20 protein-coding genes are annotated in these 23,237 nt (G+C 67.2%); 14 read left to right on the forward strand and 6 right to left on the reverse strand.

From position 1 onward, the window contains the following. Positions 1–184 precede the first annotated feature (184 nt). Positions 185–2,047: a glycoside hydrolase family 2 protein gene (locus EAO79_RS18490; protein WP_124769925.1), complete on the forward strand. Its 1,863-nt coding sequence runs from the start codon at positions 185–187 to the stop codon at positions 2,045–2,047. Positions 2,048–2,198: 151 nt separating this feature from the next. Here the strand turns inward: EAO79_RS18490 and EAO79_RS18495 are convergent, their stop codons facing one another. Both EAO79_RS18495 and EAO79_RS18500 read right to left on the reverse strand, forming a co-directional pair. Further along, positions 2,199–3,068 (reverse strand): type II CAAX endopeptidase family protein, encoded by an 870-nt coding sequence (locus EAO79_RS18495; protein WP_124769926.1) that lies wholly within the window; start codon positions 3,066–3,068, stop codon positions 2,199–2,201. After that, on the reverse strand, positions 3,065–3,499 hold the full coding sequence (locus tag EAO79_RS18500; protein WP_079706833.1) for a hypothetical protein: 435 nt from the start codon (positions 3,497–3,499) through the stop codon (positions 3,065–3,067). The genes EAO79_RS18495 and EAO79_RS18500 overlap by 4 nt, the downstream gene beginning before the upstream one ends. A gap of 223 nt (positions 3,500–3,722) precedes the next feature. Here EAO79_RS18500 and EAO79_RS18505 point away from each other — a divergent pair, with 223 nt between their 5' ends. Continuing rightward, entirely contained in the window at positions 3,723–3,902 is a 180-nt protein-coding gene (locus EAO79_RS18505) for a hypothetical protein (protein ID WP_064296076.1), read from the forward strand. Positions 3,903–3,979: 77 nt separating this feature from the next. Here EAO79_RS18505 and EAO79_RS18510 read toward each other — a convergent pair whose 3' ends face one another. From EAO79_RS18510 to EAO79_RS18520, 3 genes are all read right to left on the reverse strand, one after another. Then, the gene (locus tag EAO79_RS18510) at positions 3,980–4,522 is read right to left on the reverse strand and encodes a hypothetical protein (protein ID WP_124769927.1); all 543 of its coding nucleotides are present in this window, start codon (positions 4,520–4,522) and stop codon (positions 3,980–3,982) included. A gap of 142 nt (positions 4,523–4,664) precedes the next feature. Continuing rightward, positions 4,665–6,425 carry a DUF4012 domain-containing protein gene (locus EAO79_RS18515; RefSeq protein ID WP_124769928.1) on the reverse strand — a complete coding sequence of 587 codons (1,761 nt, stop codon included), beginning with the start codon at positions 6,423–6,425 and terminating at the stop codon, positions 4,665–4,667. A gap of 161 nt (positions 6,426–6,586) precedes the next feature. Beyond that, the gene (locus EAO79_RS18520) at positions 6,587–7,339 is read right to left on the reverse strand and encodes a CPBP family intramembrane glutamic endopeptidase (protein ID WP_124769929.1); all 753 of its coding nucleotides are present in this window, start codon (positions 7,337–7,339) and stop codon (positions 6,587–6,589) included. 151 nt (positions 7,340–7,490) lie between these two features. On the opposite strand from EAO79_RS18520, the gene EAO79_RS18525 reads away from it, so the two are divergent. The 8 genes from EAO79_RS18525 (at position 7,491) to EAO79_RS18560 (ending at position 16,296) form a co-directional block, all read left to right on the forward strand. Further along, the gene (locus tag EAO79_RS18525) at positions 7,491–8,873 is read left to right on the forward strand and encodes a polysaccharide biosynthesis tyrosine autokinase (RefSeq protein WP_124769930.1); all 1,383 of its coding nucleotides are present in this window, start codon (positions 7,491–7,493) and stop codon (positions 8,871–8,873) included. Beyond that, positions 8,870–9,469 carry a low molecular weight phosphatase family protein gene (locus EAO79_RS18530; RefSeq protein WP_124769931.1) on the forward strand — a complete coding sequence of 200 codons (600 nt, stop codon included), beginning with the start codon at positions 8,870–8,872 and terminating at the stop codon, positions 9,467–9,469. Before EAO79_RS18525 ends, EAO79_RS18530 begins: the two co-directional genes overlap by 4 nt. Further along, positions 9,466–10,473, forward strand: coding sequence for a hypothetical protein (locus tag EAO79_RS18535; protein WP_124769932.1), 1,008 nt, complete (start codon positions 9,466–9,468; stop codon positions 10,471–10,473). Before EAO79_RS18530 ends, EAO79_RS18535 begins: the two co-directional genes overlap by 4 nt. A 316-nt stretch (positions 10,474–10,789) precedes the next feature. Then, complete coding sequence (locus EAO79_RS18540) at positions 10,790–12,187, forward strand: sugar transferase (RefSeq protein ID WP_241160934.1); 1,398 nt, start codon at positions 10,790–10,792, stop codon at positions 12,185–12,187. Beyond that, positions 12,187–13,332: a glycosyltransferase gene (locus tag EAO79_RS18545; RefSeq protein ID WP_124769934.1), complete on the forward strand. Its 1,146-nt coding sequence runs from the start codon at positions 12,187–12,189 to the stop codon at positions 13,330–13,332. The genes EAO79_RS18540 and EAO79_RS18545 overlap by 1 nt, the downstream gene beginning before the upstream one ends. After that, complete coding sequence (locus EAO79_RS18550; RefSeq protein WP_124769935.1) at positions 13,329–14,282, forward strand: glycosyltransferase family 1 protein; 954 nt, start codon at positions 13,329–13,331, stop codon at positions 14,280–14,282. Before EAO79_RS18545 ends, EAO79_RS18550 begins: the two co-directional genes overlap by 4 nt. Next, a complete protein-coding gene (locus EAO79_RS18555) occupies positions 14,282–15,178 on the forward strand; it encodes a glycosyltransferase family 2 protein (protein WP_124769936.1) in 897 nt (298 codons plus the stop codon). The genes EAO79_RS18550 and EAO79_RS18555 overlap by 1 nt, the downstream gene beginning before the upstream one ends. Further along, entirely contained in the window at positions 15,175–16,296 is a 1,122-nt protein-coding gene (locus EAO79_RS18560) for a glycosyltransferase (RefSeq protein WP_124769937.1), read from the forward strand. The genes EAO79_RS18555 and EAO79_RS18560 overlap by 4 nt, the downstream gene beginning before the upstream one ends. A gap of 34 nt (positions 16,297–16,330) precedes the next feature. Here the strand turns inward: EAO79_RS18560 and EAO79_RS18565 are convergent, their stop codons facing one another. Continuing rightward, on the reverse strand, positions 16,331–17,689 hold the full coding sequence (locus EAO79_RS18565) for an O-antigen ligase (RefSeq protein WP_124769938.1): 1,359 nt from the start codon (positions 17,687–17,689) through the stop codon (positions 16,331–16,333). A 244-nt stretch (positions 17,690–17,933) separates the two neighbouring features. Here EAO79_RS18565 and EAO79_RS18570 point away from each other — a divergent pair, with 244 nt between their 5' ends. From EAO79_RS18570 to EAO79_RS18585, 4 genes are all read left to right on the forward strand, one after another. Continuing rightward, on the forward strand, positions 17,934–19,004 hold the full coding sequence (locus EAO79_RS18570; protein WP_124769939.1) for a glycosyltransferase family 4 protein: 1,071 nt from the start codon (positions 17,934–17,936) through the stop codon (positions 19,002–19,004). Further along, positions 19,001–20,263 (forward strand): hypothetical protein, encoded by a 1,263-nt coding sequence (locus EAO79_RS18575; protein WP_164486981.1) that lies wholly within the window; start codon positions 19,001–19,003, stop codon positions 20,261–20,263. Before EAO79_RS18570 ends, EAO79_RS18575 begins: the two co-directional genes overlap by 4 nt. A 22-nt stretch (positions 20,264–20,285) precedes the next feature. Beyond that, positions 20,286–21,509, forward strand: coding sequence for a lipopolysaccharide biosynthesis protein (locus EAO79_RS18580; RefSeq protein ID WP_124769941.1), 1,224 nt, complete (start codon positions 20,286–20,288; stop codon positions 21,507–21,509). A gap of 110 nt (positions 21,510–21,619) precedes the next feature. Beyond that, positions 21,620–23,185, forward strand: a complete 1,566-nt coding sequence (locus EAO79_RS18585; RefSeq protein WP_124769942.1) for a hypothetical protein — start codon at positions 21,620–21,622, stop codon at positions 23,183–23,185. The last annotated feature ends 52 nt before the right edge of the window (positions 23,186–23,237 follow it).

Here is a 23,237-nt window from a genome sequence, read left to right on the forward strand (position 1 = left end):
GCCCTTCGACAGGCTCCGCCCTCTCGATCCCTGAGCTCGCTCCCGGTCCCTGAGCCCCACCCCCGGTCCCTGAGCCTGTCGAAGGGCCTAACCGCCCTCGGCCTCTGATCCCCACCCCCGGTCCCTGAGCCTGTCGAAGGGCCGACGACACCTCCACCCATCACGACGCATCGGAACGACACCCATGACGCACCCTCTCCTCTTCCCCTCCCCGCTGCCGAGCGGCCGCGCCGACTCCACGCCGCAGCCGCGCCCGGAGTACCCCCGGCCGCAGCTCGTCCGTGATGGCTGGGTCAACCTCAACGGCCTGTGGGAATTCGAGATCGATGCTGGCGACAGCGGGCTCGAGCGCGGGCTCCTCGGCCGCGAACTGACCGACCGCATCCTCGTCCCGTTCGCGCCGGAGTCGGCCGCGTCGGGCGTCGAGCACACGGACTTCATGGAGGCCGTCTGGTACCGCACGCGGTTCACGGTGCCGGCCGGCTGGCAGGGGAAGCACGGCGTGCTGCACTTCGGTGCCGTCGACCACGACACGACCGTGTGGGTCGACGGGGTCGAGGCGATGCGGCACCGGGGTGGCTTCACGCCGATCCGGGTGCCGCTCGGTGCCGTCGAGCCGGGCCAGGAGCTGGAGATCGTGGTGCGCGCCCGCGACACCCGCCACGAGCCGAAGGCCGGTGGGAAGCAGGCCACCTGGTACGGCAACACCGACTGCTACTACACCCGCACGACGGGGATCTGGCAGACGGTCTGGGTGGAGGCCGTCGACGAGCTGCACCTGCGGCGGTTCACCGTGGTCCCCGATGCGGTCGCCGCGCGCTTCGACTGCACGCTCGTCCCCAGTCGCAACGCCGCCGGTGCGGCTGCGACGGTGACCCTGTCCGCCGGCGGTGTCGTCGTCGCGAGCGAGACCGCGCAGCTCGGCTCGACGATGTCGCCGTCGGTGCGGCTCGAGGTCCCGGCGGACCACCAGCGGCTCTGGAGTCCCGCCGACCCGTTCCTCTATACCCTCGACATCGAGATCCGCGATGGTGCGGGCGACGTCACCGACCGCGTCTCGAGCTACGCCGGGCTGCGCAGTGTCGCGATCGACGGCACCGCGGTGCTGATCAACGGCGAGCATGTCTTCCAGCGGCTCGTGCTCGACCAGGGGTACTGGCCGTCCTCGCTCATGACCGCCCCGGATGACGACGCGCTCGTGGCCGACATCACGCTCGGCCTGGACGCCGGATTCAACGGTGCGCGGCTCCACCAGAAGGTGTTCGAGGAGCGGTACCTCTATCACGCGGACCGTCTCGGATACCTGGTGTGGGGCGAGTTCGGCGACTGGGGCGTGTCCGGCGCGGGCACGGTCGGTCACAACCAGGGTCCGACGGCGTCGTTCATCACGCAGTGGGTCGAGGCGTTGGAGCGTGACGTCAACCATCCGTCGATCATCGGCTGGTGCCCGTTGAACGAGACGCACCAGACCCTGCACGACCGCGTGACCGTCCTCGACGACGTCACGCGCGGCATGTTCCTCGCGACGAAGCTGATCGACCCGAGTCGCCCGGTGATCGACGCCTCGGGCTACGCGCACCGGGTGCGGGAGACGGACGTGTGGGACGCGCACTCGTACGAGCAGGACCCGGCGGCGTTCGCCGTCGAGCAGCGCGGGATCGCGGACGGAGAGCCGTTCACGAACCTCGAGGACGGACGCACGATCTCCTTGCCGTACGAGGGGCAGCCGTTCTTCGTGTCGGAGTTCGGCGGCATCTGGTGGAACGCGGAGCTCGCCGCCGCAGACACCGGCGGTGACTCCTGGGGCTATGGGGCGAGGGTGGCGTCGGTCGAGGAGTTCCACGAGCGCTTCGCGGGGCTCGTCCGGGTGCTGACCGACGACGAGAACATGTTCGGCTACTGCTACACGCAGCTCACCGACACGTTCCAGGAGCAGAACGGCGTCTACGACTTCGATCGTCAGCCGAAGTTCGACCTCGCCCGGGTGCGTGCGGTCCTCGCGGCCGACGCCGCCTACGAGCGCCGCATCCGCCCCGCCGCCTCCTGACCCCTCGGTCCCCGCCGGTCTCTGAGCCTCCGCCAGCCCCTGAGCCTCCGCCGGTCCCTGAGCCTCCGCCGGTCCCTGAGCCTCCGCGGCTCCCTGAGCCTGTCGAAGGGCCCACGGGCTCCCCGCTTCGCCCAGGGACCGGCGCCCGGGTTCAGCTGCCGCTGCGTGCCAGCGTCAGCAGCACCGTGAAGGTGTTGAACCACACGTGCGTCCAGATGCCCGGTCCGAGGCGTCGGGTCGTCGCGGCGTAGACACCGTTCACCGTGCCGAGCACGAGGATGGTGAGTCCGAGCGTCACCATGGTGACCGGGCTGCCCCAGCCCTCGTAGAGGTGGACGATGGCGAAGATCAGTGCGCTCGCTCCCACCGAGACGATGGCCGCGGTGCGACGTCGGGCGGTCGAGGGCGTCGCCGCACCTCGGCGCACGCCGTTCGTCGTCCGTCCGCGGAGGATCGTGTTCCGGAACCCGCGGAGCAGGAGCCCGCGGAAGAGCGCTTCCTCGCAGAACGGCGCGACGATCGCGGTGACGAACACGGTGTTCACCAGTACCCAGACGAGCTCTGGCGACGGCGGGGCGATGTTCGACTTGGGTGTCTCGCCGGTGAGGCCGATGACGAACTGGCCGATCATGCCGCCGATCAGCTGGATGCCGACGGCGGAACCGAGCCCGATGAACACGTCGAACCAGCGGAAGCGGAGTCCGAAGTCCTTCGCCCAGGACCCGCTTCCCCAGGTGCGGCAGACGATCGCGAGGGCGACGAGGATGCCGCCGTCGAAGATGATCCACATGATCATCGTGCCGACCTCGCCGGACAGGACGCCGAAGGTTCGCGCGAGTTCGACGACGACGAGGAGCGCGATGATCGCGACGAAGGTCACCAGCGCGGTCGGGGTACCCCACCGGGTGTCAGGCGAGGGGGCGTAGGGCAGGCGCGCCTCGGCGCGGCGGGCTTCGGCCCGTTCCTGGCGCGAGCCCGGGCGCCGGGCGGTCTCCGCCGGTGCAGCGGAGTGGTCGCTCATCGCTTGTTCGCGGCGAAGTACTCGCGTGCTGCCGGCACGTACATCTGGACGATCGCGACGACGGTCACGATGACGAAGATGAAGGAGAGCGGGTTGAGGGCGATCAGCCCGGTGATCGAGCCGAGGACGGAGAGGATGCCGACCACGGTGAGGACGATTCGAGCCCAGTTGCGACCCCGGAGCATGAAGAAGGCGAACAGCACGTGGAGTGCGCCGACGATGAACGCGCCGACGGCGGTCGAGATCAGGAGCACGCTCGAGGAGAGCACGCCTCCCGAGGCCGACTGTTCGGCTGCGGCCTCGGCGACGGTTCCGGCCGACATCGCGGCGGTGACGCCGGAGATGACGGAGAGGACGGCGGAGACGACCCACAGCCAGAAGGAGATGACGATCGGCGTGGGGGCGGTCTTGGTACCAGCGGTCGTGGCCATGATGCTCGTTTCGGTCGTGGAGGATCCGACGACCGGACCCTGGTTGCTCGAAGGGTATTGCCGCACCCCTGTCCCCCGGAAGGGAGGTATGTCCCGGCCTATCCGTTTTCCGCAAGATAGTCGGTCCCCTTGGTCCCTGAGCCTGTCGAAGGGCCAAGAACCGCCGCCCGCGCACCCTGTCAAGCCTGCTCACGCGCGCTCGCGTACCTCTTAACCTGTCCCCATGACGAACGACACGAACGACACCGACCAGAACAGCAGCGAGGGAACGCCGAAGCCGGGCGGCCTGGGCGAGAACCAGACCATCCCCAACAGCGAGGACGGCCTCGCGGTCGGTCACGACCCCGACGCCTCGAACTTCAACCAGGAGGAGGACCCCGACCACCCGAGCGACGACGCGTAGGGTCCGGGAACGACGAAACGGCGGCCGGTGCAGAAGCACCGGCCGCCGTTTCGTGTGCGGCGTGAGCCGCGGTGTGGCTAGGCCGCGAGCGAAGCGCGCTGGCGACGAACCATCACGAGGACCGCGATGAGCGCTGCGCCGAGCGCGACTGCGCCGGCTGCACCCCAGACGACGAACGCCGGAGCGCCGAAGCCGGTGTCAGCGAGGTCGTTGTCGTTGCCGCCCGAGCCGGAGCCGGCAGCGGTGACGGTGAGGGTCGCGTTCACGGTGACGAGCGAGGTCAGGCCGGTGGCCGTGACCGTGTACGTGCCGGACGCGTTGCTGGGGAGCGTCACGTTGAGGTTGACGGCGCCCGTTCCGGAAGCCGTCTTCTGGAGCGACTTCGAGTCGACCGCCGCGAGGGTGGCGCCCGAGGCGTTCTCACCGGTCAGCGTGAACGAGACCGTCTCGCCGGGCTGGAAGGATCCGGCGGTGAAGGCGACCGTGCTGGTGCCGCCCGGCGTGATCGTGCCACTGACCGTGACGGATCCGTCGGGAGCGTAGAAGGCGTTGGCTGCGACAGGCGCGATGAACAGGCCCGCGAGGACCAGCGCGAAGATCGCGGTGATTTTCTTGATCATGAGTGTCCCCTTGAAGGCGTTGCAGGTGTGCTGGTGCGATGACAGTGCTGTAGCCGACCGCCTTGACGCTGTCGTCGTGCGGCGGAAGTAGATCGTGCCTCCCCGACACCCCCCGAAAACGGGTCAAGAGCGACAACAGTCCTTACTGTAGAGCAAATTCACAGTTAATGGACGCCTGTTGTGTTTCAGAGAGATGAACTTTCGGCGTGGCCACGACTTCCGGGGTTCCCGATGCGTCATACGCCGTCACACCGAGGTCGACGGTCGTGCTCTCGCCAGGCGCGAGTTCGATCGCGAACTGCGTGATCGGGAACTCACCGTCGCTCGCCGGCTGCGATGGGAGCACTGCCCCATCGCGCTCGACGCCGCCCGGCATGGACCCGGGGGGCGCATAGACGATCACCCGGAACCGGAAGCTGCCCTTGGGTACGCCGTACTGGCCTTGGCCGGTGATGTAGTCGTTGAGCGTCGTCGCCGCGTCAGCAGGTGCAGTGTTCGTCAGGGTCAATCGCAGGCCGAGGAGTCTTCCGTCGGGGCCGCACTGCGCCGTCCCGACAGCCGCCTGCACGTCGAGGTAGTAGCCCATCTTGCTGCCGGTGGCGTCGTTGATGTACACGCCGAACGCGTTGGGCGCCTGGGCCGCGGTCGGCAGCAGGTCTGTCAGCGTCGTCCCGTCCAGCAGGGCCTGTTCCGTCTCGGCCGCATTCCAGATCAACACCCGTCGTTCCGAACCGGCTTTCGCAAGCGCACCGATGAACGCGGTCGGGTCGAAGTTCCCGGAGGCGATCCGGTCGAAGACCGCACCCGACGCCGCAGCGAAGAACGCGTCCTGATCGGGACCGGCCGGGTACCGGATGTACACCTCGTTGAGCAATAGGGCGGCCGCGTTCGCCGAGGTCAGCTCGTCGCCGGTCGCGAGCGGGATCGGGCCGGTCGCGTCGAGCAGGTAGCCGAGGGCGACCGGATCGATGCTGAGCACACCGTCGACCCGGGTTCCGAATCGCTCGAGCCACATCTCGGAGGCCAGCTGGGCCGATTCCTGGAACCGGGGCGTCAGCGTGACGTTCTGCAACCATCGACCGGTGATGTTCCCGTAGATGCCGGCCGTGTCGCTCGCGAGTGGCAACACCGGTTCCGGGAACCGCGGGAAGTCGGCGGTGGACGCCTGCTGCAACAACGTGATGCGTCCGCCATCGGTCCCGATGGGCGCGGGCGCGCCGGGGTTCCCGCCACTCGCGCGCGGCTCGGCCGGGTTCTGGAACATCACGAGGTACGTGCGCGGTCCGTCGGCGCCGAGCATGGCCGGCATCAGGTCGATCGCGCGTCTCGCCGCGTCCACGGTGTCGGCGGTCTCGGTGAGGACGGGCCGCAACTGGTCGACCGCGCCTCGGACCTGGCTGATGAGCAGGCCGTCGTCGATCGTCCGCACTCGCTTGGCAGCACCTTCCAGAGCGTCGTCAGCCTTGCGCACGTCCTCTTGCGCGTCGACGATCGGCTGGAGCGGCACCGCGCCGTCGACGGGCTTGAACAGTTCCGGGCGCAACGGGCCGGCGAGGTTCACGAGCGGCGTGATGGCGCCGACCGCGACGTCTTCGGTCGCCCCGGCCAACTCGCGGACGGCGGTGAGGTTCGGCCCGACCCATGGGACGACCTCAGCGGCTCGCCAGATCGGATCGCTCGTGAGGCCGGCGGCCGATCGCGCATGCGCAGCCAGCTCGCGTGCGGTCTTGCCGGCCGCACCGGGGTCGTCGGCGACGACCTGCTCGCGAACCGTCTGTGCCAGCGGAACGGCCGCTTCGAGCTCGCCCTTGGCGAGGAACGCGCGCACGCCGATCCAAGCCACGGCGGCGATGACGACGAGGACGAGACCACCGACGATGAGCAGCGTCCTGCGACGGCGCACCTTCAGCCGCTCGTCACGCGCACCCTCCCGGCGACGGGCGCGCGAACTGGCGCTCGATCTGCGGCGAGAGCCGTCAGCGCGACTCGACCCCTCGGACCGTCGGGCGGCGGGGCGATCGCCGGAAGATGAACGACGGTCGTCGGATGGGGACGGCATGGGCGCTATTCAATCACGACGCCTGTTCCACCGGTCACGGCGGTCACACCGAGCACGAGGAGCGAGGCATTGAAGACGATGTGCGTCACGATGGCCGGACCGAGGCGCCCGGTGAGGACTGCGGCGGCGCCGGCGCCGAGGCCGACGAGGAACGTCCCGACACCGGTGACGAGTGCTTCCGACGGCCCGCTGGCGACCACGACGTGGAGCGAAGCGAACAGCGCTGCCGAGGTCACGACGGCGATCCAAGCCGCCCGGCCGGGCATACTGCCGCGCACCGATCGCAACAGCAGTCCTCGGAAGAACAGCTCCTCCACGACGGGGGCGATCACCGTGGCCGCAAGCACCGCGACGATGAACGAGATCACGATGAGCGCACTCCCGGTCGGCGCTCCGCCGCCGGCCGTCGCCGGCAATGAGCCGTAGACGACCACCTCGAGGACACTGACGACGATGCGGAGGAGGAGCCCCGCGGCCAGCCCCCAGAGCAGGTCGATCGGTCGGAAGGCGAGGCCGATCACCGGCGCGCTTCCACGAGGAGCCGAGACGGCGAACCGGGCGAGCAGCACCGCACCGACAAGCGGGACCCACACGAGCAGGTAGCCGCCGAGCGCGTCGAACGGCTGCGGGAGCTGCATGCCAGCTCGCATGGTCGCGGCCAGGAGCGCCGCGGCCGCGAGCCCGATGAGCGCGATGGTCAGCCGCATTCTGGCGCGTCGCGCGTCCGTGCTCGAAGGGGTTCCCAGGTCGTCCGTCACGGTCGCAAAGCTACGCCACGCGTCGACTCGCTCGATCACGACGCTCGGGAACAGTTGACGGTTTGTGGCACCATGGCTCACAACCCCCTCTTCGGGGCCGCCTCCAACCGAGGTGCCATGCTCTCCCCTCTGACTGATCGGATGCCACCGCGTGGAGCTTCGTGACTATCTCCGTGTCCTTCGCAAGTACTGGGTGCTGATCGTCGCGCTCGCGCTACTCGGGGTCGCGATCGCAGCGACCTACTCGCTCGTCAAGACGCCCGAGTACAGCTCATCGGCGAAGGTGTTCGTCTCGACGCAGTCCAGCGACAACGTGCAGGAACTGGCCCAGGGCAACGCCTTCACACAGCAGCGGGTGAAGACCTACGCCGACCTCGTGAGCACCCCGATCGTGCTGCTCCCCGTCGTCGGCTCCCTGGAACTCAACATCACGGCGGGCGAGCTCGCTCAGCAGCTCACCGCTTCGGCGCCGCTCGACACGACGCTCATCGAGATCACGGCCATGAACCCCGACCCCGTGTTGGCCGCTGAGATCGCCAACACCACGGCGGAGAGCCTCACGGCTGTCGTGTCGAAGATCGAGACGCCGGAAGACGGGGCGTCCAGCCCGGTCAAGCTGACTTTGGTGCAGCAGGCCGGCGTCCCGAACACCCCGGTGAGCCCGAACGTCCCCCTCAACATCGCGCTCGGCCTGCTCGTCGGCCTCGCGATCGGTGTCGGTTTCGCCGTGCTGAAGGAGACGCTCGACACTCGCATCCGCAACGAGCGCGACGTCGAAGGTGTCACGGACATCCCGCTCATGGGCGGCATCGCGTGGGACCCGAAGGCGAAGCAGCGTCCGCTCATCGTGCAGGCCGACCCGAAGAGCCCGCGCGCCGAGTCGTTCCGCAGCCTCCGGACGAACCTGCAGTTCCTCGACGTCACCGACCAGCCACGCAGCTACGTCATCACGTCGTCCATCCAGAGCGAGGGGAAGAGCACGACGGCGGCGAACCTGGCGATCGCGCTGTCGGATGCCGGCCACAAGGTCGTCCTGATCGACGCGGACCTCCGCCGCCCGAAGCTCGCGAACTACTTCGACATCGAGGGCGCAGTCGGCCTGAGCGACGTCCTCATCCGTCGGGCCACCCTCGACGACACGATGCAGCAGTGGGGACGTGGCTTGCTGCAGATCCTCCCAGCCGGTGCCGTACCGCCGAACCCGAGTGAGCTGCTCGGTTCCGTCGTGATGCAGAAGCTGATCCGTGGGCTGGAGCAGCAGTTCGACTACGTGATCATCGACGCACCGCCACTCCTGCCGGTCACCGACGGTGCACTGCTCGCGCGGCACACCGGTGGGGCGCTCGTCGTCGTCGCAGCCGGCCGGACCCACAAGAACCAGCTCAAGGGTGCACTCGAATCACTGGCGCATGTGAACGCCTCGGTCGCCGGACTCGTCATGACCATGGTGCCGACGAAGGGCCCTGACGCCTACGGGTACGCACGCTACGGCTACGGAGCCGGGTACGGCTACGCCGAGGATGTGAAGAAGTGACCGGTTCCTCTGGGACCCCTTCTCGCCCGTTCTCGGTCCTCTTCGTCTGCACCGGCAACATCTGCCGCTCCGCACTGGGCGCGCAGATCCTCACCGCGCGGCTCGCGGCCGCCGGCGTCACCGCGGGTGGCCGGCCGATCGCCGTGTCGAGCGCGGGGACGGGCGTCGGCCAGGGCCTCGAGATGCCCCACGAGGTGGTCGAGCAGTCGCGTCGGTTCGGCGGATCACCGGAAGGCCACGTCCCCACACCGCTCGACCGCGACCTCGTGGCCGATGCCGACTTGATCCTGACGGCGACCCGCGAACACCGCAGCGTCGTGGCACGGCTCCTCCCCCGAGCCTCCCGCGTCACGTTCACCGTGCCCCAGTTCGCGAGGCTCGTCGCAGAGACCCACGTCGTCTCCGACCCCTGGACGCTCGTCGAGGAGGTCGCCGCGCAGCGTGGCTCCGTCCCGCCGCCCGAGGACGCGGAGGACGACGACATCGAAGACCCCTACCGCCGGAGCGCGTCCACCTACGCGCGGGTCGGCGACCAGATCCACGACCACGTCTCCGTCATCGCGGATCGACTCGCTCAGGCGGGCGACCGAGCGTGACGCCCAAGCAGAGCAGGTCCACATATCGCGCGGGCGATCGCAAGGAGACCTTCTGGGATCGGCTCGGCTCCAAACGTCGGACGCTGGCGATCATCGGGCTGGTGCTGTTCCTCATCGCCGACGTCGTCCTCGTGGGGCTCGCCCTCACGGCCAACGGCCGCAGCACTGAGGAGCCGACGCAGCGCCCGATTCCGACGTTCGGCGGGACACCGTCGGCCACCGCCTCACCGGAGGTCACCGAGGAGCCCGTTGCCGCTGAGTCGACCGAGCGGTTCATGGCTGCTGGGAACGCCACGGTCCTCTGGCGTGCGACACAGGGCACCTGCGAAGTTCCCGCCGTCGTCGAGCGCAGCGAGGACGCGGGGGTCACCTGGGCAGTGATCCCGACCGCCCAGGCGTTCGACCTCCGCGTCGTCTACGCCCTCACGGCGACGAGCGAGGACGAGGTGCAACTCGTCGGATCAGCCGGGTCGGAGTGCGCGGTGGGCGGATTCTCGTCGACCGACGCCGGCGACACCTGGGACTCCTCGCCCGAACTGCTCTCGACCGTCGCGTACCAGACACCGCTGGCGCCGGACGGCTCCACCGCCGTCGTCATGGCGGGTCAGCCGGTCGCGGCACCGTGCCCGGTCGTCGAGGTGCTCGCGGCAGACGAAACCCGCACCGTGACGGCCTGCTCTGCGGTCCTCGCCGAATGGGATGCGTCGAACGGCTCATGGACAGCTATTCCGTTCGCCGGCATCCATGCCGTTGAGCTGCAGCCCGATCAGATCCTGTTCGCCGCCCGTGGAGTCACCGGTTGCACGGGCCTCGGAGTGCTCCGCGTGCCCGGCGCGACCCTGACCGCCACGTCCGCGCCAGAGGAGGTCTCGTGCATCGCTGACGCCGATCTCGCAGCACCGGCTGCACTCACGTCGGCGGACGGTGTGAGCTGGCTCTGGGTAGGCGAAACGCTCTTCAGCTCGTCCGACGGCGGCGTCTCATGGGCCTCGGTCGGGTCCTGAGAACGTCGAACGACACCTGACGCCCAGTAGGGTTTCCCCTACAGTTGTCGCGATTGTGGCCCAACTGGGGCACAACCGCCAAAAAGGGGACAGATGTCGGCCATCCAGACCGCTAATGTCAACAACACCGATACATTCGCGTATCGAAACGCCGCTTTCCTCTCTCGTCATCAGTAGTAATTACGTGTTCCACCACGGAGACCGCATGTTGTCGCAGCCTTCCGTGCCGCTGCCAACGACGCCCGCGAGCACTTCCCCCGCCCCCAAGCCCGTCGTCGTGCGTGATTGGCGGCGTGTGTATGCGAACCGTCTCGCCTTGACCGATGCGCTGGTGCTCATCTGGGTGGTCTTCGGGACGCAGCTCGTGTGGTTCGACTTCGACCAGGAGACGACCTCGGTGGGGTTCGACGCCGCGCGGGTGGCAGTGAACTACACGGTCATCTCATTGGTCCTGATCGGTGCATGGATGATCGTCCTCAGGGTGTTCGGCACCCGCGAGGCCCGCATCGTCGGGAGCGGCAACACCGAGTACAAGCTCATCGCCGATGCCAGTATCCGACTCTTCGGACTCGTCGCGATCGTCGCGTTCCTCTTCAAGCTCGACCTCGCCCGTGGGTACTTCCTCCTCGCGTTCCCCCTCGGCATCCTCGTCCTCCTGCTGTCGCGCTGGATGTGGCGGCAGTGGCTGTCAGTGCAGCGCGCGCGGGGTAACTACTCCTCGCGCGTCCTCCTCGTCGGGTCAGCCGACTCCGCGGAGCACATCGCCGGGGAGTTGGGCCGTTCGACGGACTCGGGCTACCGCGTCGTCGGTGCCTGCATTCCGACGGGCAAGGTCGGCGGCACGCTCGGGTCCACGACGATCCCGGTCTCCGGCACCGTCGACACCGTGCTGCAGGCACTCGAAGCGACAGGTGCAGACACGGTCATCATCACGAGTTCCGATGAACTCACGCCAGTGCGGGTCCGACAGCTCAGCTGGAGTCTCGAGCCGGGCCGCCAGCACCTCATCGTCGCGCCGAGCCTCACCGACATCGGTGGCCCTCGCATCCACACGCGCCCCGTCGCCGGCCTGCCGCTCATCCACGTGGAGACACCGCGTTATGAGGGACGGAAGCGGTTCTCGAAGCGGTTCTTCGACATCCTCGGTTCCGGCGCGATCCTGCTCGTCGCGTCGCCGATCCTCCTTGTCGTCGCTCTCCTCGTGAAGTTCACCAGCCCCGGACCGGTGCTGTACCGCCAGGAGCGGGTCGGGCTCAACGGTGAGCCGTTCAACATGCTCAAGTTCCGCTCCATGCGCGTCAACGCCGACGCCGAGCTGGCCGCGTTGCTCGCCCAGCAGGGCACGAGCGATCGCCCGCTGTTCAAGGTGCAAAACGACCCACGCTTGACCCGCGTCGGCGCCACCCTCCGGAAGTTCTCGCTCGACGAGTTCCCCCAGCTCATCAACGTGTTCCGCGGCGACATGAGCCTGGTCGGCCCGCGCCCGCAGCGCGAGGGCGAGGTCGCGCTCTATGACTCCGCGGCGAAGCGCCGCCTCATCGTGCAGCCCGGCATGACGGGCCTCTGGCAGGTCAGCGGCCGCTCGGCCCTCAGCTGGGAGGACGCGATCCGACTGGACTTGTACTACGTCGAGAACTGGTCACTCATGGGCGACGTCGTCATCCTCTGGCGCACCATCCGGGCCGTCGTGGCTCCGGGCAAGGAAGCCCACTGATGGCGGGGCTGATCATCCACGAGTGGATCGAGCGTCACGGTGGTTCCGAGAACGTCGTCGATGCGATGGCCGCCGCCTATCCCGACGCCGACATCCACTGCCTGTGGAGCAACGCGCCCGACCGCTTCGCCGGCCACACCGTGAGTGAATCCTGGATCGCCCGCACACCCCTGCGGAAGAGCAAAGCGGCCGCGCTGCCGTTCATGCCGGCCACCTGGGCCAGGACCGACGTCTCCGCCGCCGACTTCGTCCTCATCAGCTCGCACGCGTTCGCGCATCACGCCGGCGGACGGCAGGGAGCGAACGGCCCGCAGCGGTTCGTCTACGTCCACACGCCTGCCCGATACCTCTGGGCCCCCGAGCTGGACGTCCGTGGCGGGAACCTCGCTGCCCGCGCACTCGCCCCCGCCCTCCGTCGCGTCGACCGCAAGCGCGCGCAGGACGGCGCGACGTTCGCCGCCAACAGCGACTACATCCGTCAGCGGATGGAGCGTTCGTGGGGCGTCGAGGCCGAGGTCATCCACCCGCCGGTCCGCGTCGAGTACCTCCAGAGCGTGCCGTCCTGGGCGGACCGACTCAGCGCTGAGGACGCGTACCTGTTCTCGACGCTGCCGTCCGAGTACATCCTCGGTGCCTCCCGCTTCGTCGACTACAAGCGACTCGACGTCGCCATCCGCGCCGGCGAACTCGCCGGCTTGCCGGTCGTGCTCGCGGGCGCGGGGCCGCAGCACGCCGAACTGCAGGCGCTCGCGGATGCCGCGACGGTGCCGGTCATCATCATGACGAGGCCGAGCGACGAGTTGCTCTTCGCGCTGTACCAGGCGGCATCGCTCCTGGTGTTCGCAGCGGTGGAGGACTTCGGCATCATGCCCGTCGAGGCGATGGCCCTCGGTACGCCCGCGCTCGTGCTCTCCGAAGGTGGTGCGTCCGAGAGTGTCCTCGCCATCGACGGCGGTGTCGTCGTCGATGCGCTCGATGACGCGACGCTTCGCGAGGCGGTCGAGCGCGCCCTGCTCGTCGACATGGCTCCGGCTCAGGAGCGCGTCAACGCCCTGTTCGGATCCGCCGCCTTCGCCACCAAGCTCACCGGCTGGGTCGGTCAATCCGCCCGCACCGACGGAACCGATCGGACCCTCGCCTCATGATCCTTGCCGACACCAGGTGGAGCGGCGTCCACGGCATCGGTCGCTATGCGTCCGAAGTGCTCCCGCGGTTGAGCGTCGAGTGGTCGGCGCTCGAGGTCGGCGGCAAGCCGTCCGATCCGCAGGACTTCCTCCGCGTGCGCCGGACACCCGGCGGTGAGACGATCTACTCCCCCGGCTACAACGGGTTCCTCGCCCGCTCGCCACAAGTGGTGACCGTCCACGACCTGATTCATCTGCACCCGACGACCAACCGTCGTGCCGTGTACCTCGCGCACTATTCGGCTGTGCTGCGCCCGATCATCCGCCGGAACCGACTGGTGCTGACCGTGTCGGAGACGTCGAAGCATGCGATCGAGGAGTGGGTCGACGACGACCGCGTCCGTGTCGTCAACGCCGGCAACGGACTGTCGGACGCATTCCACCCGGGCGAGGCCCCGACCGACGCTGCGGATGCTCTCCCCTACTTCCTGTACGTCGGCAACCTGCGCGCGCACAAGAACGTCGACGTCGTCTTCCGAGCGCTGGCCCGCGTGCCCGACGCCCGACTCGTCGTCGTCATGAACGACCGCGAGGGCGCCGAGCGCCGTGCAGCGGAACTCGGTGTCGCCGATCGCGTCGAAGTGCGGAGCGGACTCTCCGACCCGGAGCTCGCTGAGCTCTACCGCGGCGCAGCCGCCACAGTCTTCCCGTCGTTGGTCGAAGGGTTCGGCCTTCCTGCGGTCGAGAGCATCGCGTGCGGAACCCCGGTGATCTTCTGGGAGGGCTGCGAGTCGATCGCCGAGATTTCGAGCGGCCAGGGGTTCCCGGTCGGTGACGCACACGACGACCTGGCCTGGGCCGAAGCGATGCGTACGGCCCTGGCTGACCGACCCCATGCCACAGCGCCGGCGGCGACGTACAGCTGGGACCGGACGGCCGAGATCGTCTCGAACGTGTTGCGAGAGCGTTGATGGATCGTCCTGAAGCGGTCTCCTCACCCCAACCTTCGATTGCCGCGGTCGTCCTGAACTGGCGCGACGCCGCGAACACGACCGCTTGCATCGCCTCGCTCGCACAGGACGGCGGTCTGAACCAGATCATCATCGTCGACAACGAGGCTGACGGCACGCTTCGGCAAGCGCTCGACACGTCGGACGCTCCCGCGCACGTCCTGCTCGAACGGTCGGAGAACGGCGGCTTCTCCGCCGGAGTCAATGTCGGTCTGCGCTACGCCCTCGAGGCCGACGCAGACTTCGTGCTCGTCATCAACAACGACGCTCGGCTGCACGAGGGAGCGTTGTCCGTGATGCTGGCGGCGTTCGAACGCGATGCGAGTGTGGGGATCGTCGGTCCGGCAATCCTCAACGAGGACGGGTCACTCCAGGCGCTCGGCCCGGCCATCGGGTTCCCATTGCGGATCGACGAGACGGCGGGGTCGACGAGCCCCGACTTCGTGACCTGGGCGTGTGTCCTGGTCTCCCGACGACTTCTGGAGGCGATCGGCCTGCTGGACGAGACCTTCTTCATGTACTGGGAAGACGTGGAGTTCGGCTACCGCGCCCGTTCCGCGGGTTTCAAGGTTGCGATCGCACCCGAGGCGACCGTCGCTCATGCGGTCTCGTCGTCGCACAGCATCGCCGGCGACCGGGTCCAGCTCTACTCGGCGTATGGACTCGGCCGTGTCGCTGCGCGTCAGCGGCACTTCCTCCTTGCCTCCGTCATCCGCGCGACGCTACGTGTGGGCAAACGCGTCGCCGCAGGCCGATTCCACTTCGCTGGTGACCTCTGGTTGGCGTACCGAGACGGTCTGCGCCAGACGGAACAGCCTGCTTTCGAACGCGTGACGAAGGACGCTTGGCCCCGATGACCCAGAAACCCATCGCCCGGTATTACCGCGGCGCGCGAACGACGCACCTCGAGCGGCTGCACGACAGCGCCCCGGGCGACTTCTTCTATCAGAAGCCGATGTACGACTTCGATGTGACGCGAGCTCCTGCAGGTGTCCGGGTCGAACAGACGTCCTTCGTGCACATCGCGGCATTGGTCCTCAAGGGCACCTACTCGAGGTTGGAGATCGTCGAACCCTACGCTCCCAGCGCACTGCCGCAGAACCTGGTTCTCTCGGTGGCAGCGCGCGTAGGCCGACTGCTTCGTCGGCAGCCGACCCAGCTCGTGACCTACGCGATCGAGAACGCAGACCTGCCGCGCAAGGTCGCTGCGAGCACGCATCTGCCAGTCGCCGTCACCCGGGCCCTGCTGCGTCTGACGGTTGGATTCTGCTACCGGTCGCTGACTCGCATTGTCTTCGGCACCGCCGACGCGGAGACGAACTACGAAGCTTTGCTCGGCGCCCGGATGAAGCGTCGTCCACCGGAGACGACCTTGATCTGGGGCCTGCCGACAGCCCACCCGTCCGCGCTCACCGTCGACAGCGACGAGCCGGCCTCGAAAGTGCTGTTCGTGGGTGCACTCGACGAGCGGAAGGGCATTCGCCAGCTCATGGACAGCTGGTCGAACGTGTTGGCGTCGTCGCCGAACGCCGAACTCCAGATCCTCGGCAAGGGGCCGCTCGAGGCGGAGGTCCTCCGCTGGGCGCAGACGGCACCGCGCACGACGGTCATCATCGACCCCGCCCGAGACGTCATCTTCGAGGCGCAGCGTCATGCTGACGTCGCCGTCCTACTGTCGCAACCCTTCACCAACTGGAAGGAGCAGATCGGTCTCCCGATCGTCGAGGGCCTCAGCGTCGGAACCGAGATCGTCGCGAGCACGGAAACCGGCATTGCAGAGTGGCTGCAGAAGCAGGGCCATAAAGTGCTCTCACCCACAATCAAGCGCGCAGAGCTTGCAAGCGCAATCGCCGGCGCTTTGGAGCACCGCCGGACGCGAGAAGAGATCCGGGCAGAGCTACCTCCTGTTGATGGTCGCTTAGATGCTGACAGGTGGCTGTTCACCGGCGACATGCACGAAAAGACAGGGTCCTGAGTGCACCTAGCCGGCGCAACTCTGCCACGAGTACCTACCGGATGGCCGCTGGATCGTGACGTTCGCTGTCGCTTCCTACTGCGACGCTCACGGAACCCGCACTCCTCCTGCTTGCTCTGCCAAGGCCCATGAGTATGCCGAATGCCCCCCAGAACAACAGGAAGGGCGTCTTCCCGATAATCGCTGAGTTCACGAACGATGCGGCGCCGAACTGGTAAGCAATGAAGACAACGAGACCGTATGCAAGGAACCGGTAGTCAGCGTCGACGATCTTGCGCGCGGCGAATGCCGCAAGGCCAGCGGTCACAATGAGCAACATCCAGGGAATGAAGAGCGCCAATCCACCTTCCACAGCCACGGCGAGATTGGCTCCGTCTGTGATCTGAACGGCGGTAGTTCCCACCACGCTCTGGCTACCGATCCCGACCCCGGTCCAAGGATTTGATCCGAAGCTGTTGAGCGCAAACTGTGTGAATGCGTCGTGACCGGCCGTCGATCCTTGAACAGACTCGTTCTGCCCTCCGAACAGCTCCTTCACGATGAAAGAGTCCGCGATCGCCCGTGAGGTCGTCGAATCTGCGAGGAGAGCCACAACAACAACGCTTCCCAGGAGCGAGAATGCGACCAACCCCGGCACCAGTTTGGAGATGCCCTCTTTACCAAGCATTCGCAGAAGCGCCAAAAGAGCGATGACGACGGCGCCAGCGATCGCGATGCGCGAGAAGGTCGTCATGAGGGCCACGATCACGACCACGCTTGCCAGGCCACTCCGCCATGTCGGTCTCTGAGCGAATTTGAACGCCCAGAGAGATAGGAACAGAAGCAACACAGCGGAGTAGACGATGGTATTGCCCATGAGGCCGTTCGAGCGGGTGATGTCAGTTCCGAAATAGCTGAAGACACGCGTATCAGAGCTCGCCAGGAGCCAGGTCGGAAGTTGAGCTCGAAGCAGGTATTGCAGGATCCCAAAGACCGAAAACGCCACGCCCAACCGCATGATCATCTCGAGCAGTCGCCGAAGCTCGGCAGTTTCCTCAACACAAGTCGCGATATAGATAGCAAGAAACACGTATAGAGCGTGACTGCGCACCGTTGCCAATTGCTCTGCAAATGGCGCACCACCCTGAAGTAGCAAGGCAGCGTACGCGAGGACCAGCAGTAGCCAGGCGGCCATCCAGATGCTGACGGGCATGCGTCCCTGAGCGATGCCAACACGTACGACGAACGCGCCGAACATGATCACGAGCGCGCCATCAATGAGGAGCGTTGCCAACGCTGGTCCAGGCGACGGGATCAAATTGATGAACCCCGAGAAAAACACGACCCCTAGAACGAAGAGCGCCATGCGGAAGGCCGGGGACGGACGCGCGCTGGCAGTTCGCTCGATCCCCATGGACCGATCCTAACGACAAACGATCGCCCCGCCGGTGGCGTTCGATGCTACGTCGGTGAACATCATGTTTCACGATCGATGGACCGCCTGCGATCTTGCTACGATTCGAGAACTATCGTCAGGATGACCTCGCCGTCAGGTTCGAGCGTGACTCAAGCTCCAGAGCGGTCGACATCGTTCACTTCGAAAGGTCTCCCATGTACCGGCACGGCCTGCGCATGGTCAACCATGAGCGGAGCAGAAGATGAGAATCGCGATCTTCACCCCGGACATCTCATCGAACTCGCTTGGTCGTACCTACTGCCTGTGGCTGCTGATGCGGGCCAACGGCTGGGAGACCGAGGTGTTCGCTCCACGTGGAGGCGAGATCTGGGGTCCGCTGCGCGGTGGAGACTTCGCCGCGAACTGTCGCACGGTCGACGAAGACGATCCCAAACTCCTTGCGGCGGTCGAAGCTGCCGACCTGGTCCTCGCAGTCAAGCCGGTGGAGACGTCTTTCGGGCGCGCAAGACGGCTCGCGCGCACAGCCCATCGCCCACTCCTCCTCGATGTCGACGACCCGGATCTCGAGGCCGCGTTGTCGTGGCGGCGCCCGCTGCGCCGCTTCGCGAAGGGCATCCTGAAGTTCAGCGCCGTGCGCAAGAACAGGGAGCTGAAGCGGCTCGCTTTGCAGGCGGACACCATCGTGAGCAATCCGGTCCTCCAAGCCATTTACGGCGGGCCTGTCGTTCCCCATGTTCGCGACGACCGGGGCTTCGGGGCACCGCACACCAGTTCCAAGCCCTCCATTGCCTTCGTCGGAACGAATCGGAAGCACAAGGGCGTCGACATCCTGCGGGAGGCGGTCGCGGACCGTCAGGATCTTGGCATCACGCTCAAGCTCACCGACGACGCGCCTGAGGACGCTCGGCCCTGGGAGCAGTGGGTCGGAATGACCTCCTTCGACGAGGGCCTCGCACTGGTCGAGAACGCGGACATCGTGGTGATCCCGAGCAAAGACGACGGATACGCCCATGGCCAGCTCCCGGCGAAGTTGATGGACGCCATGCTCGCCGGTCGCGCGGTCATCGTGAGCGACATCGAACCCATGACGTGGGCAGTGGGATCCGGCGGTTTGACGGTGGAACCGTCGTCTGTCTCGGCGCTCGCTTCGGCGCTCGGCGAGGTGGCGTCGCCGGACACACGGACGTCGTTGGGGGCGCAGGCGCGGGAACGTGCCCTCGCGTTGTTCACGGTCGAAGCACACCAAGACGCATTTCGGGCGATATGCGAGGGCGCCGTTCGTCGGTTCTCGCAGGAGACGGGTACCAAGTGAACGCTGCTCTCAACCAAGTGCGGACCCTCGCGATGCGTGCCAGACGCAAGGCGAAGCGGGACCGGGTCGAGCGGGGCTTCATCGAAGCATCCGCACGGGTGCCGGGAGCCAACGCCTTCGCCGGCCTCAACCCGATGAGCCTTGCGGTCGCATCGGCCCAATCGAGCGATCAGGTCCGGCCCCGTGTCTCGCTGATCGTGCCCGAGATCAAGGCCGAAGCCATCTTCGCCGGGATCCGCACGGCTCTGGAGGTCAGTGTCGGTGTGGCGAACTCGCTCGAGCTGCCACTCCGCATCTTCGCGCTGTGGGATGAGCCCAACCCGCGGGCGTCCGCCAGCATCCGGGAATTCCTGAGGGACGAGTTCGGTCTGTCACGTTGGGCCGAGGTCGAGGTCCTCCACGTATCGGCACTCACCGGTCTGGCCGTCAGCGCGGACGAGCTGTGGATCGGTACGCATTGGACCACGGTCCACCCCTTGGACGTCGCTGCTCGACTCAACGTGATCCGACCGGACCGCGTCATCTACCTGGCTCAGGATTACGAGCCTGGCTTCTACCCTTGGTCGGCGGAGTTTGCGCTCGCTCGAGCCACCTATCACGCCGGTTTCCGCATGGTGGTGAACTCCGAACCACTCGCTGCGTACCTCCGGGATGCAGAGCGTCTCGATGTTGATCCAGCGCTGGTGTTCGCACCGAGCCTCGATCTCGGACGCCTCGAGGAATCAGCTGCGAATCGGCGGAAGTCCGCGCAGCCGTCCGTGATGTTCTACGGAAGACCGAACAAGCCTCGCAACCTCTTCGCGATCGGAATCTCCGCCTTGAAGCTCTCCGCCGCGTCGTCGGCGGGTAGTGGAGTCTCCTATTCGTCCGTCGGAGAATCGCACGCGACCGTCGCGCTGTCAGGCACCACCACGCTTGCGTCGCGCGGGAAGTTGTCCTGGCAGGGATACTTCGAGCTGCTCTCGAACACGGATGTGATGTTCTCACTGCAGCACAGCCCCCACCCGTCTCACCCGCCCCTCGATTCGGTCGTCTCCGGTGGCATCACCGTGACGAACGAGTTGGCCGGCACCAGATCTGCGCTGCATCCGCGACTGCTCACCGCCGAACCTGATCCCACACTCCTCGGACAGCGTCTGAATGACGCCATCGAGATGGCACGATCGAGCGAACCTGCCGGGTTCGACTCCACGTTCATCACGAAACTCGGCGCACCGCTGACCGACGTCGTGAAGCACGCCAGCGCGCTCGTCGCTTGATCAGAATGCGTACCCATATCTGATGAGAAGACTGCGCCAAGCCTCGAACCTCCTCCTGTACCTGCTCATCCCAGGCCTCGGAGCGGCCACTCCGCTGCTGGTCTACCCGGCGTTGACCGCCCAGTACGGCAGCACCGGCTTCGCTGCGGTCGCCGTCGCGCAGTCGCTCGGCCTGGCCGGTGCGACCATCTGCGAGCTCGGGTGGAGCGTCCTCGGCCCACAACGGGTTGCGAGAGCGCAAACTGCTGAGCGTGCCTCGCTGTATCAGTCAGCATTGGCGACCAAGCTCCTTGCAACGCTGGTCGGCGCTCCTGTCGCAGCGGTCGCTGCCGCAGTCATCGCCACCGACTACAAGCCTGCCGCCGCGGTCCTGGCTGCCGCATCCGTGGCGACCTGCCTCAGCCCGGGTTGGTTCCTCGTAGGGGCGAACCGGCCCCTCGCCATCCTGGCGTTCGAAGGCATCCCTCGGTTGCTCATCATGGCCGGGGTCGCCGGGCTCCTGCTCGCCGGAGCGCCGTTGCTCGTCTACGGGATCGGCACGCTCGTCGCGGTCATCTTCACGCAGGTCGCGGTGTCGCTGCGGTTCGGTCAGCGACTCCTGCCGCGGCTCTCGGCATTCACCAGCGGCGGGGCGATCATCAAGCAGCAGCTCCCGCTCACCGGGGGACGCGCCGTGAGCGTGGTCTACACCTCGCTGCCGATCGCGATCGTCGGTCTCGTCAACCCGTCCGCCGTGGCGGTGTTCGCCGCCGTCGACCGACTCATGCGGATGGCCCTCGCGATCCTCGGCGGCGTTCCCAGCCGTCTGCAGAGCTGGGTCGGTAGCGCTCCCGAGGATGGACGCGTCAAACGAAGCCGACAGTCACTCCTCATGAATGCTGCTCTCGGTGCCATCTCCGGCGTCGGGTTCGCTGTCCTCGTCCCGTTCGTCGCGAACCTGGTCTTCTCGGGAACGATCGACATCGTCTGGCAGGTCGCCGTCCTCGGTGGCGCGATCCTGTTCGCGATCTGTGCCTCGCGAGGGTTCGGACTGTCGCTCGTCGCTGAAGGCCGGGCCAACTGGATCGCCCTGGCGAACGTCCTCGCGGCCATCGCCGGTGTGGCGACCACGTTCGCGCTCACGGGCCCGCTCGGCGCCCCAGGCGCACAGCTCGGAGGCCTCTGCGCGGAGCTCGTCGGTATCGCGGTGCAGGCGTTCTGCCTTTTCCTCCTGAAGCGACCTCCGCTGCGCGATTCGGTGGCCTAGGACAAACCTCCCCGGCCCCACCCCTGCATGCCTGTTTGGGAATCACCTGAATGCTAAGTTGAGGAGCCGACCGAGTCCGGTCGCTGCGAATTTCTTTCTGGGGGAACCACATGATCCGCTCTCGTTGGCGCGCGCTGCTCGCCACGCCCGCCCTGCTTGCGCTCGTCGTCGGCGGGTCGGTGCTCACCGCTCCGGCCGCGAACGCCGCGAGCCTGCTGACCGTCACCGCGCCGGCTGATGGCTCGACCGTCGCCTCACGCACCGTCGAGGTCACCGGTCTCGCACCGGCAGACGCCACGGTCGTCGTGCTCAACGCAGCGCAGACGGAAGAGCTCGGCCGCGGTGCCGTCACCGCCGAAGCCGAGGCCGCACAGGGCACCTTCGACATCACGCTCACGCCCTACGACGACAACGACACCGTCGCGCAGTCCATCTTCGTCACCGTCGAAGACGGCTCCGAAGCCGCCGTCCCGGTGAACTTCAACCTCCCGATCACCCCGGCGGACGCCTTCGACGTCGTCTCGCCCACCCAGGGACAGGTCTTCGACACGAGCGACATCACCTTCAGCGGCACCGGCACCGACGGCGCGATCGTCACCGTCAACGATTCCCTCGGTCGCCCCGTCGCGGGCACCAACAACGTCACGGTCGTCGATGGCACCTGGACGGCTGCACTGGACTTCGCGATCTTCGCCGGTGAGCGGGAGTTCATCGTCTACGAGACGCTGAACGACCAGCTCGTCCAGACCATCTACCGCACCATCACGCTGCCGCCGACGAAGTTCGTCGTCAAGACGCCGACCAACGGCCAGGTGCTCACCAGCAGCAACGTCACGTTCTCCGGAAACGGCACCAACGGCGCCACCGTCACCGTCAACGACTCCCTCGGCCGCCCGGTCGTCGGCAAGAACAACGTGACCGTGATCAACGGCGAATGGTCCGCTGAGGTGTCACTCGCTGCATACTCCGGCGAGCGTACCTTCTACGTCTACCAGCAGCTCGGTTCCGAACAGCTCGGCAGCACCGAGCTCAAGCTCACGGTCCCGGACTCCCAGCCCGTGTTCTACGACGCCCCGATCGTGACCAGCCCGACCAACGGTCAGCAGGTTCCCGTCACGGACATGCTGATCATCCGCGGCACTGCTCAGCCCGGTACCGACGTGTACCTCGTGGCTGTGCCGAAGGAGCTCTACGAGGCATCGGTGACGCGCACCGCTCAGACCGACCTCGTCGAGCCGGAAGCCACGGCTGAAGCCCGCGTCGCCGACGCTGGGATCGCAGCCGCTGCAGCCGTTCCTGCTCCCGTGTACCCGCTCGCCCCCGTCCGTGTCGACAACAACGGCGACTGGGAGGTCCTGATGGACCTCGACGCCGGCACGTGGGTCGTCCTGTCCGTCATCGTCGACAGCACCGCTGCAGAGTTCAGCGCGCTGTCGCCGATCTCCGACCCGGTCGAGTTCACCGTCACCGCCGCGGCGACCACCGTCGACTCCGGCACCACGTCGAACGGCCCGAGCAACGGCACGAGTCGCCTCGCCGAGACGGGCGTCGAGTCGCCGTCCCTCATCGGTGCTGCAGGCCTGCTCGCCGCTGCCGGCATCCTGCTGATGCTCGTCCGCACGCGCTCGGTCCGCACGGCTCGCGCCGCAGCGAGCACCGCCGCACCGCGCGCCTAGTCACCATCACGACCGCTGCCGGCGGGCTCGCTCCACTCGGAGCAGCCCGCCG

The sequence above is a fragment of the Plantibacter sp. PA-3-X8 genome, assembly GCF_003856975.1.
GTDB classification, from domain to species: Bacteria; Actinomycetota; Actinomycetes; order Actinomycetales; family Microbacteriaceae; genus Plantibacter; species Plantibacter auratus.

Coding starts and splice junctions, on each gene's coding strand:
- EAO79_RS18490 (WP_124769925.1), top strand. CDS start 185: ATGACGCACCCTCTCCTCTTCCCCTCCCCGCTGCCGAGCGGCCGCGCC.
- EAO79_RS18495 (WP_124769926.1), bottom strand. CDS start 3,068: ATGAGCGACCACTCCGCTGCACCGGCGGAGACCGCCCGGCGCCCGGGC.
- EAO79_RS18500 (WP_079706833.1), bottom strand. CDS start 3,499: ATGGCCACGACCGCTGGTACCAAGACCGCCCCCACGCCGATCGTCATC.
- EAO79_RS18505 (WP_064296076.1), top strand. CDS start 3,723: ATGACGAACGACACGAACGACACCGACCAGAACAGCAGCGAGGGAACG.
- EAO79_RS18510 (WP_124769927.1), bottom strand. CDS start 4,522: ATGATCAAGAAAATCACCGCGATCTTCGCGCTGGTCCTCGCGGGCCTG.
- EAO79_RS18545 (WP_124769934.1), top strand. CDS start 12,187: ATGGCGGGGCTGATCATCCACGAGTGGATCGAGCGTCACGGTGGTTCC.
- EAO79_RS18550 (WP_124769935.1), top strand. CDS start 13,329: ATGATCCTTGCCGACACCAGGTGGAGCGGCGTCCACGGCATCGGTCGC.
- EAO79_RS18555 (WP_124769936.1), top strand. CDS start 14,282: ATGGATCGTCCTGAAGCGGTCTCCTCACCCCAACCTTCGATTGCCGCG.
- EAO79_RS18560 (WP_124769937.1), top strand. CDS start 15,175: ATGACCCAGAAACCCATCGCCCGGTATTACCGCGGCGCGCGAACGACG.
- EAO79_RS18565 (WP_124769938.1), bottom strand. CDS start 17,689: ATGGGGATCGAGCGAACTGCCAGCGCGCGTCCGTCCCCGGCCTTCCGC.
- EAO79_RS18570 (WP_124769939.1), top strand. CDS start 17,934: ATGAGAATCGCGATCTTCACCCCGGACATCTCATCGAACTCGCTTGGT.
- EAO79_RS18580 (WP_124769941.1), top strand. CDS start 20,286: ATGAGAAGACTGCGCCAAGCCTCGAACCTCCTCCTGTACCTGCTCATC.
- EAO79_RS18585 (WP_124769942.1), top strand. CDS start 21,620: ATGATCCGCTCTCGTTGGCGCGCGCTGCTCGCCACGCCCGCCCTGCTT.